Source organism: Bradyrhizobium sp. (assembly GCF_052389815.1).
Taxonomy (GTDB): Bacteria; Pseudomonadota; Alphaproteobacteria; order Rhizobiales; family Xanthobacteraceae; genus Bradyrhizobium.
Map to the genome: position 1 here is coordinate 35,758 of NZ_JBQTHN010000021.1, position 9,090 is coordinate 44,847.

The 9,090-nt window shown below is 64.6% G+C and carries 9 protein-coding genes and 1 pseudogene; 9 read left to right on the forward strand and 1 reads right to left on the reverse strand.

The features are described from left to right. Position 1: 1 nt before the first annotated feature. The 9 genes from ACT4OC_RS05445 to ACT4OC_RS05485 all read left to right on the forward strand — a co-directional run bounded on the left by ACT4OC_RS05445 (position 2) and on the right by ACT4OC_RS05485 (position 8,965). On the forward strand, positions 2-1,231 hold the full coding sequence (locus ACT4OC_RS05445; protein ID WP_444837950.1) for an acyltransferase family protein: 1,230 nt from the start codon (positions 2-4) through the stop codon (positions 1,229-1,231). A gap of 55 nt (positions 1,232-1,286) precedes the next feature. After that, on the forward strand, positions 1,287-2,438 hold the full coding sequence (locus tag ACT4OC_RS05450) for a cysteine desulfurase family protein (RefSeq protein ID WP_444837957.1): 1,152 nt from the start codon (positions 1,287-1,289) through the stop codon (positions 2,436-2,438). 87 nt (positions 2,439-2,525) lie between these two features. After that, the gene (sufB, locus tag ACT4OC_RS05455; RefSeq protein WP_444837951.1) at positions 2,526-4,031 is read left to right on the forward strand and encodes a Fe-S cluster assembly protein SufB; all 1,506 of its coding nucleotides are present in this window, start codon (positions 2,526-2,528) and stop codon (positions 4,029-4,031) included. 121 nt (positions 4,032-4,152) lie between these two features. Continuing rightward, positions 4,153-4,905, forward strand: coding sequence for a Fe-S cluster assembly ATPase SufC (sufC, locus tag ACT4OC_RS05460; protein ID WP_444837958.1), 753 nt, complete (start codon positions 4,153-4,155; stop codon positions 4,903-4,905). Between the two features lie 18 nt (positions 4,906-4,923). Further along, complete coding sequence (sufD, locus tag ACT4OC_RS05465) at positions 4,924-6,243, forward strand: Fe-S cluster assembly protein SufD (RefSeq protein WP_444837952.1); 1,320 nt, start codon at positions 4,924-4,926, stop codon at positions 6,241-6,243. Further along, a complete protein-coding gene (locus tag ACT4OC_RS05470; protein WP_444837953.1) occupies positions 6,240-7,487 on the forward strand; it encodes a cysteine desulfurase in 1,248 nt (415 codons plus the stop codon). Before sufD ends, ACT4OC_RS05470 begins: the two co-directional genes overlap by 4 nt. After that, entirely contained in the window at positions 7,484-7,855 is a 372-nt protein-coding gene (locus ACT4OC_RS05475; protein WP_444837954.1) for an SUF system Fe-S cluster assembly protein, read from the forward strand. The genes ACT4OC_RS05470 and ACT4OC_RS05475 overlap by 4 nt, the downstream gene beginning before the upstream one ends. 108 nt (positions 7,856-7,963) lie before the next feature. Then, positions 7,964-8,350, forward strand: coding sequence for a HesB/IscA family protein (locus tag ACT4OC_RS05480; RefSeq protein ID WP_444837959.1), 387 nt, complete (start codon positions 7,964-7,966; stop codon positions 8,348-8,350). A 183-nt stretch (positions 8,351-8,533) separates the two neighbouring features. Beyond that, on the forward strand, positions 8,534-8,965 hold the full coding sequence (locus ACT4OC_RS05485; RefSeq protein WP_444837955.1) for a TfoX/Sxy family protein: 432 nt from the start codon (positions 8,534-8,536) through the stop codon (positions 8,963-8,965). Here the strand turns inward: ACT4OC_RS05485 and ACT4OC_RS05490 are convergent. After that, positions 8,962-9,090: pseudogene (locus tag ACT4OC_RS05490) on the reverse strand (GGDEF domain-containing protein); the annotation flags it as partial. The gene ACT4OC_RS05485 and the pseudogene ACT4OC_RS05490 sit on opposite strands and share 4 nt — an antisense overlap.

The following is a 9,090-nucleotide window of genomic DNA, read 5'->3' on the forward strand; positions in this document are numbered from 1 at the left end:
CATGATGCAGCAAACCATAGCGATGCAGCAAACCATAGCACAGCCATCTGATGTGGCGCCCGTGCGGCGCGTCGACCTCGATTGGGTGCGGATCGGCGCCTTCGGGCTCCTGATCCTCTACCACGTCGGGATGTTCTATGTGTCCTGGAACTGGCACATCAAGAGCGCGCAGCCGGTCACGATGCTGGAGCCGCTGATGCTGGCGCTCAACCCATGGCGGCTGGCGCTGCTGTTCCTCGTTTCCGGCGTCGCTACCCGCTTCCTGCTGCGCAAAACCGCCGTTGGTACACTGCTCCGCTCGCGTTCGTCGCGGCTGCTGATCCCGCTGGTCTTCGGCATGCTCGTGATCGTGCCGCCGCAAGCCTGGATCCAGATCGTCGAGGCGCTCGGATATCCCGATGGCTTCGTCGAGTTCTACCTGAAATACTACTTTGCCTTCGGCACGCAGTTCTGCCCAAAGCCCTGCATCATCCTGCCGACCTGGAACCATCTGTGGTTTGTGGCCTATCTTTGGGTCTACACCATGGCGCTCGGCCTGGTCGTGCTGCTGATCCCCGGCGTCGTCGGCGCGATCGAGCGATGGCTGGCGCCACTGCTGTCGGGCATGCTGCTGCTGATCGTGCCGTCGCTTCTCTTCGGCATTTTCCGCCTTACCTTGCTGCCGCACTTCCCCTCGACGCACGCGCTGTTCGGCGACTGGTACAATCACGCTCTGTTTGCCGGCGTGTTCCTGCTCGGCTTCCTGCTGGCGCATGCCGACTCGTTCTGGGATGCGGTCGAGCGCCAGCGCTGGATCGCTCTCATCCTCGCGATTGCCTGCTATGCGCTCTGGCTGTCGCTGCGTTCGCTGCGCGACGGCGGCATGCCGATCCGGCTCGGCATCGGCTTCGCCTATGGATTCTACCAATGGCTCGTCATCGTCATGGTGCTGGGCCTCGCGCGGCGCTGGCTGAACAGGGACTCCGCCACGCGGCGCTATCTCACCGACGCGATCTTCCCCTATTACATCGTGCACCAGACCGCGATCATCGTCATCGCGCATGCGCTTCGTGGCAGCGGGATATCGGCGGGCGTCGAAGCGGCCATTGTCATCGGCGGCACGGCGGCCACTTGCGTGGCAACTTACGAGATCGTGCGGCGCCTTTCCTGGCTGCGGCCGTTGTTCGGGCTGAAGTCCGAAGCGCCTGGGTTGGCCATGCCGATGCGGGCGAGCGGGCAGGCGGCGAATTAACGATTTCGCCGCGCAAGCCCGTATCGCCGCCGCCGGAAAGCGCTATATGGCTGGCATGGCGATGCGCATCTATCTCGACTGGAACGCGACCACGCCGCTTCGCCCCGAGGCGAAGGCGGCGATGGCGCATGCCTGGGAGATCGGCGGCAATCCATCCTCCGTTCATGCCGAGGGACGGCAGGCGCGCCGGCTGGTGGAGGAGGCCCGCGCCGCGGTGGCATCCGCCGTCAGCGCAGAGGCGCCCAACGTGATCTTCACCTCAGGCGGCACGGAGGCCAATTCGCTGGCGCTGACGCCAGGCCTGCGGCGTGGCAAGGGGCCGGCGATGGAGCGGCTGCTGACTTCCGCGATCGAGCACACCTCCGTGCTGGCGGGCGGTCGCTTTGCGCAGGACGCGATCCGCACCATCGGCGTCACCCGTTCCGGCATCGTCGATCTCGACCGCTTGCGTAGGATGCTCGACGGCCCGCCCGCGCTGGTGTCGATCATGCTCGCCAACAACGAGACCGGCGCGATCCAGCCGGTGGCGGAGGCGGCACGGCTCGTCCACGAGGCGGGAGGGCTGCTCCACGTCGATGCGATCCAGGCGCTCGGCAAGATCCCCTTTGACCTCGCCTCTGCGGGTGCCGACCTGTTGTCGCTCTCGGCCCACAAGATCGGCGGGCCCAAGGGCGTGGGTGCGCTGGTGCTGGCGGAGGGGCTGGAAGGCCTGGTGCCGTTGCTGCGCGGCGGCGGACAGGAGAAGGGCCGCCGGGCGGGCACGGAGGACGTCGCCGGGATCGCCGGCTTCGGAGCGGCCGCCAAGTCGGCCCTGGTTGGATGCGGGCAAGAGGCGTGCCGCGAGGAGGGCTTGCGGGCGCGGCTGGAGGCCGGTCTGGTTCAGACGCCCGGCGCGCTGGTGTTCGCCAGCGAGGCGGAACGGTTGCCAAATACCGTTCTGTTCGCGGTTCCCGGCGTACGGGCCGAAACGGCCGTTATCGGCTTCGACCTCGCCGGCGTGGCGGTCTCGGCCGGCTCGGCCTGCTCGTCGGGCAAGGTCCAGCCCTCGCACGTGGTCGAGGCGATGGGCTACGGTTCCGAGCTGGCCCAGGGAGCGGTGCGGCTCAGTCTGGGCTGGTCCACGACTGAGGCAGACATTGATTTGGCTCTTCAGGCTTGGCGAAAGCTCGCCGATGGCTTACTTAGAGGGCGACGAAACACGGCTTGAACTGTTCTAAGCCGGTTTCGTTGATGCATCGCATCAGACATAAGCCCTTGTCCACCGCGGTCCTTGAAACCGCGAGCGGAGGATGGAATGCCAGCCGTACAAGAGACGGTCGACCGGGTACGCCGGATCGACGTCGACCAGTATCGATATGGGTTCGAGACGCTCATCGAATCCGAGAAGGCCCCGAAGGGCCTCTCCGAAGATACGGTCCGCTTCATCTCAGCCAAGAAGAACGAGCCGGCCTGGATGCTGGAATGGCGTCTCGAGGCCTATCGCCGCTGGCTGACCATGACCGAGCCGACCTGGGCGCGCGTCAACTATCCGAAGATCGACTATCAGGATCTGTATTACTACGCGGCGCCGAAGCCGAAGAAGCAGCTCTCCTCGATCGACGAGATCGATCCGGAGATTCTCAAGACCTATGAGAAGCTGGGCATCCCCCTGCGCGAAGTCGCGGTGCTGGAAGGCGTCGTCAAGCCGGAAGCCGATGGCGAGGAGGGCGCGCCTGCGCGCTCCAGGATCGCCGTCGACGCCGTGTTCGACTCCGTCTCGGTCGCCACCACCTTCAAGGAAGAGCTGAAGAAGGCCGGCGTGATCTTCATGCCGATCTCGGAGGCCATTCGCGAGCATCCGGAGCTCGTAAAGAAGTACCTGGGCTCGGTGGTGCCGACCTCGGACAATTTCTTCGCCACCCTGAACTCGGCGGTGTTCTCCGACGGCTCGTTCGTCTACGTGCCGCCGGGCGTGCGCTGCCCGATGGAACTGTCCACTTACTTCCGTATCAACGAGCGCAACACCGGCCAGTTCGAGCGCACGCTGATCATCGCCGACAAGGGCTCCTATGTCAGCTACCTCGAAGGCTGCACGGCGCCGCAGCGCGACGAGAACCAGCTGCATGCCGCCGTGGTCGAGCTCGTCGCGCTCGACGAGGCCGAGATCAAGTATTCGACGGTGCAGAACTGGTACCCCGGCAACTCCGAAGGTGTCGGCGGCATCTACAATTTCGTCACCAAGCGTGGCGACTGCCGCGGTCATCACTCGAAGATTTCCTGGACCCAGGTCGAGACCGGCTCTGCGATCACCTGGAAATATCCGAGCTGCATCCTGCGCGGCGATAACTCGCGCGGCGAGTTCTACTCGATCGCGATTTCGAACGGCTTCCAGCAGGTCGATTCCGGCACCAAGATGCTTCATCTGGGCAAGAACACGACCAGCCGGATCATCTCCAAGGGTATCGCCGCCGGCAGGTCGCAGAACACCTATCGCGGACTGGTCACGGCGCATCGGAAAGCCACCGGCGCGCGCAACTACACCGCCTGCGACTCGCTCTTGATCGGGGATAAGTGCGGCGCGCACACCGTGCCCTATGTTGAGGCGAAGAACTCGTCGGCCACCTTCGAGCACGAGGCGACGACGTCGAAGATCTCCGAGGACGTGTTGTTCTACTGCATCCAGCGCGGCCTCTCCCAGGAAGAAGCCGTCGGCCTCGTGGTCAACGGGTTCGTCAAGGACGTGCTGCAGCAGCTGCCGATGGAATTCGCCGTCGAGGCGCAGAAGCTGATCTCGATCTCGCTGGAAGGTTCGGTCGGATAAGCCCCATCCTGAGGAGGCCGCGCGAGCGGCCGTCTCGAAGGATGAGTGGAAAAATTGTGGGCCCACGTCCTTCGAGACGCGCCTTCGGCGCTCCTCAGGACGAGGAAAACGGAAGAAGATGATGTCATTGCTTGAAGTCAAGGATCTGAAAGTACGTGTCGACGATCGCGAGATCCTCCACGGGCTGTCGCTCACGGTCAATCCGGGTGAGGTGCACGCGATTATGGGGCCGAACGGCTCTGGCAAGTCGACGCTGTCGCATGTGATAGCCGGCAAGCCCGGCTACGAGGTCACCGGCGGCGAGATCCTGTTCAGGGGTGAAGACCTGCTGGAGATGGCGCCGGACGAGCGCGCCGCCAAGGGCGTGTTCCTGGCGTTCCAGTATCCGGTGGAAATCCCCGGTGTCGCCACCATGAACTTCCTGCGCACCGCGCTGAATGCGCAGCGCAAGGCGCGCGGCGAGAATGAATTCTCGACGCCGGACTTCCTCAAGAAGGTCCGGGAAGTCACCAAGTCGCTCAACATCCCGCAGGACATGCTCAAGCGCGGCGTCAATGTCGGCTTCTCCGGCGGCGAGAAGAAGCGCAACGAGATTTTGCAGATGGCGCTGTTCGAGCCCAGCCTGTGCATCCTCGACGAGATGGATTCGGGTCTCGACATCGACGCGCTGCGCATCGCGGCCGACGGCGTCAACGCGCTGCGGACGCCGGATCGCGGCATGGTCGTCATCACGCACTATCAGCGGCTGCTCAACTACATCGTCCCCGACTTCGTCCACGTGATGTCGCGCGGCAGGGTGGTGAAGAGCGGCGGCAAGGAACTGGCGCTGGAACTGGAAGAGTCCGGCTACGCCCAGTTCGAGGACGCGGCCTAAGGGCCGGATGGACCAACGATGAACGTAGCTTTGGCAAAGACCGATACCGGACGCACGCTTGACGCGGCCTTTGCGGACGCGCGCGAACGGCTGCCGGCCGCGGGCAGGGTCGGCGAGTTCCGGCGCCAGGCGCTCGAGGCCTACGAGCGCTCCGGCCTGCCGCACCGCCGCATCGAGGACTGGAAGTACACCGATCTGCGCGTGCTGATGCGCGAGGTGCTGCCGCTGGCGGCCGCGCCGGATGCCGCGGCGCTGAAGCGTGCCGAGATCGCGCTGAAGGCAGGAGCCATCGAGGGGATGCGCCGGCTGGTGCTGGTGGACGGCGCGTTCGCGCCGAAGCTTTCCGATCTCAGTGGTCTGGAGAAGGGACTCGGCATCCGCTCGCTACGCGAGGCGATCGATGACGGCGCGCTGCTGGCGCAGCTGTTCTCGTTCGACAACGCCAATCCGATGGTGGCGCTGAACAGCGCCATGCTGACCGATGGCGTCGTGATCGAGATCGCCGACGGCACGGTGTTGTCGCAGCCGCTTCACATCGTCCATATCGCTGCGGGCGCGACGGCATCGTCGATGTTCACCCGTTCGCTGCTGCGTCTCGGCAAAAACGTATCGGCCACGCTGGTCGAGAGCTATGTCGCCGCCGACGGCACGAAGAACTACCAGGCGCACGATTCGCTGGTGATCGCGATCGGCGACAATTCCCGGCTCGACCATGTTCGTCTCGTCGAGGACGCCGCCGATGCCGTCAACATTTCCTCCGCCGTCGTCACCCTCGGTGCGCACGCACATCTCAACACCTTTGGCCTGACCTCGGGCGCGGCCGTCAGCCGCTACCAGGCAAACATCGTGTTCGCCGGCGAGGGCTCGAAAGTCGAGACCAACGGCGTCAACCTGCTCAAGGGCCGGCAGCACGCCGACACCACGCTGTTCATGGACCACGCGGTGCCTGATTGCGGCAGCCGTGAGGTGTTCCGCGCCGTGATCGACGACCGCGGCCATTCGGTGTTCCAGGGCCGCATCGTCGTGCGTCCCGATGCGCAGAAGACCGACGCCAAGATGATGACGCGGGCGCTGCTGCTGTCCGACGACGCAGAGGCCGACAACAAGCCGGAGCTGGAAATCTTCGCCGACGACGTCACCTGCGGCCATGGCGCCACCTCAGGCGCGCTGGACGAGAGCCTGCTGTTCTACCTGCGGGCTCGCGGCCTGCCAGAGAAGGACGCCCAGGCGCTGCTGATCCAGGCCTTCGTCGGCGAGGCCATCGAGTCCATTGCGAGCGACGTCTTGCGCGATCTGGCGACGTCCACCGCGGAGCGCTGGCTGGAGGCACGATCATGACCTTGCATCCGGCGGTCGCCAACGGTTCCTACGACGTCGCCCGCGTCCGCGAGGACTTTCCGGCGCTGGCGCTGAAGGTCTATGGCAAGCAGCTGGTCTATCTCGACAACGCCGCCTCCGCGCAGAAGCCGACCGCCGTGCTCCAGCGCATGACGGATGCCTATCACAGCGAATACGCCAACGTGCATCGCGGCCTGCATTACCTCGCCAATGCGGCGACGGAGGCCTATGAGGGCGCGCGCGCCAAGGTCGCGAAGTTCGTCAATGCCCGTCGCAACGAAGAGATCATCTTCACCCGCAACGTCACCGAGGCGATCAACCTCGTCGCTTCTTCGTGGGGCGAGCCCAATATCAAGGAGGGCGACGAGATCGTCCTCTCGATCATGGAGCATCACTCCAACATCGTGCCCTGGCATTTCCTGAGGGAACGCCATGGCGCGGTGATCAAGTGGGCGCCGGTGGACGACGACGGCAATTTCCTGATCGACGAGTTCGAGAAGCTGCTGACGAAGCGGACCAAGCTGGTTGCGATCACCCAGATGTCGAATGCGCTCGGCACCTTCGTTCCGGTCAAGCAGGTCATCAAGCTCGCCCACGACCGCGGCATCCCAGTGCTGGTCGACGGCGCGCAGGGCGCGGTGCATCTGCCCATCGACGTGCAGGACCTCGACTGCGATTTCTACGCCTTCACCGGCCACAAGGTTTACGGCCCGACCGGCATCGGCGCGCTCTACGCCAAGCACGAGCATCTTGTCGCCATGCGTCCCTTCAACGGCGGGGGCGAGATGATCCGCGAGGTGGCAAAGGACTGGGTCACCTATGGCGATCCGCCGCACAAGTTCGAGGCCGGGACGCCGCCGATCGTCGAGGCGATTGGACTGGGGGCTGCGATCGACTACGTCAATTCGATCGGCAAGGAACGCATTGCCGCCCATGAGCACGGCCTGCTCAGCTATGCCCAGGAGCGGATGCGCGAGATCAACTCGCTGCGGCTGATCGGCACCGCCCGCGACAAGGGGCCGGTGATCTCCTTCGAGCTGAAGGGCGCGCATGCCCACGACGTCGCCACCGTGATCGACCGTCAGGGCGTTGCCGTGCGCGCCGGGACCCATTGCGTGATGCCGCTTTTAGAGCGGTTCAACGTCACCGCCACGTGCCGCGCTTCCTTCGGCATGTATAATACGAAGGAAGAAGTCGACCACCTGGTGCAGGCGCTGATCAAGGCGCGGGAACTGTTCGCATGACCGACACTGCCGAAGTCAAGATCGCTTCCATGGAAACCCAGTCGGCGCTGCCGCCGGAGGAGACCGAGCGGCTCTCCGGCGAGATCGTCGCCGCGCTGAAGACGGTATTCGACCCCGAGATTCCGGCCGACATCTACGAGCTCGGCCTGATCTACAAGGTCGACCTGAAGGAAGACCGCAGCGTCGACATCATGATGACGCTGACCACGCCGAACTGCCCGGCCGCGGGCGAATTGCCGACCATGGTGGAGAACGCGGTCGCCAGCGTTCCCGGCATCGGTATCGTCAACGTGAACCTGGTGTGGGATCCGGCCTGGACGCCGGACCGGATGAGCGACGAGGCCCGGCTCGTGCTGAACATGTGGTGAGGTTTCGATTGCAGACCGGTTCGCGCGAAACGAAAGCGCGAAGCGGGTTATGAACTCTAGGGAACAGAGCGGCATTGAATAGCCGCCGGGACTGACCAAATGAACGATATGACACAAGCAGCGCCCGCCAAGCCGAAACCGCGCCCGCGTCCGCAGGTGATGAAACTGACGGATGCTGCGGCCACGCGCATCAACGAGCTGACCAGGCGCGCCGATTCCGAGATCGTGGGCCTGCGCGTCGGCGTCAAGAATGGCGGCTGCGCCGGCCAGTCCTACACCGTGGAATATGCCCACGAGATCCGCCCGACCGACGAGGTGGTCGAGGACAAGGGCGTCCAGATCCTGGTCGACCCCAAGGCCGTGCTGTTCCTGCTCGGCACTGAGATGGACTACAAGGCCGACAAGATGCAGGCGCAGTTCGTCTTCAACAATCCGAACCAGGTCTCGGCCTGCGGCTGCGGCGAGTCCGTGCAGCTGAAGCCGGCGAAGGTGTAGTCTCTCAGCGCTCACAGCCCTCATCCCGGGCGGAATCGTAGGGTGGGCAAAGGCGCGCTTGCGCCGTGCCCACCTTCGCGTGCACTAATTCAAGGAAGGTGGGCACGCTTTCCGCTTTGCCCACCCTACGGTTTTGTTGCGCGCCTCCTCACCATGAGGGGATAGTGCTATGCGTGTGGCACCATGGACCGCGAATTCCTCATCGACCTCTTTGCCGATTTCGGCCCGGTGACGATTCGCCGGATGTTTTCCGGCTACGGCATTTCCTCAGACGGCACCAATTTCGCGCTGGCGCTGCGCGCCGGGCTCTATTTCCGCGCCGATGAGGCGACCATTCCGCAATATGAGGCGGAAGGCTCGAAGCCGTTCCAGTACCAGACCCGCGCCAGGACGGTGACGGTCAATTCCTACTGGCAATTGCCCGCGCGGCTGTTCGACGACACCGAGGAGCTCGGCGCCTGGGCGAGGGCGGCGCTCGCCGCCGCCCAGCGCGCGGCGCTGAAGAAGCGACCGAAGGCGCGGAAAGTCGCGAAAGCTCCACCAACGAAAAAGGCCGCACCCAAAAAGGCTGCGGCCAAGAAGAAGGTTGCGAAGAGGGCCAAGCGAAGGCGCTAGGCCACCTGGCTCTGGTCCCGCGCCTCTGCGGCGTATTCCGGATCGAGCTCGCAGATCACGCGGTTGCGGCCGTTTCGCTTGGCGGCGTAGAGGCAGGCATCGGCGCGCTCGATCAGCGAGTCCGT

Coding starts and splice junctions, on each gene's coding strand:
- ACT4OC_RS05445 (WP_444837950.1), top strand. CDS start 2: ATGATGCAGCAAACCATAGCGATGCAGCAAACCATAGCACAGCCATCT.
- ACT4OC_RS05450 (WP_444837957.1), top strand. CDS start 1,287: ATGGCGATGCGCATCTATCTCGACTGGAACGCGACCACGCCGCTTCGC.
- sufB (WP_444837951.1), top strand. CDS start 2,526: ATGCCAGCCGTACAAGAGACGGTCGACCGGGTACGCCGGATCGACGTC.
- sufC (WP_444837958.1), top strand. CDS start 4,153: ATGTCATTGCTTGAAGTCAAGGATCTGAAAGTACGTGTCGACGATCGC.
- sufD (WP_444837952.1), top strand. CDS start 4,924: ATGAACGTAGCTTTGGCAAAGACCGATACCGGACGCACGCTTGACGCG.
- ACT4OC_RS05470 (WP_444837953.1), top strand. CDS start 6,240: ATGACCTTGCATCCGGCGGTCGCCAACGGTTCCTACGACGTCGCCCGC.
- ACT4OC_RS05475 (WP_444837954.1), top strand. CDS start 7,484: ATGACCGACACTGCCGAAGTCAAGATCGCTTCCATGGAAACCCAGTCG.
- ACT4OC_RS05480 (WP_444837959.1), top strand. CDS start 7,964: ATGACACAAGCAGCGCCCGCCAAGCCGAAACCGCGCCCGCGTCCGCAG.
- ACT4OC_RS05485 (WP_444837955.1), top strand. CDS start 8,534: ATGGACCGCGAATTCCTCATCGACCTCTTTGCCGATTTCGGCCCGGTG.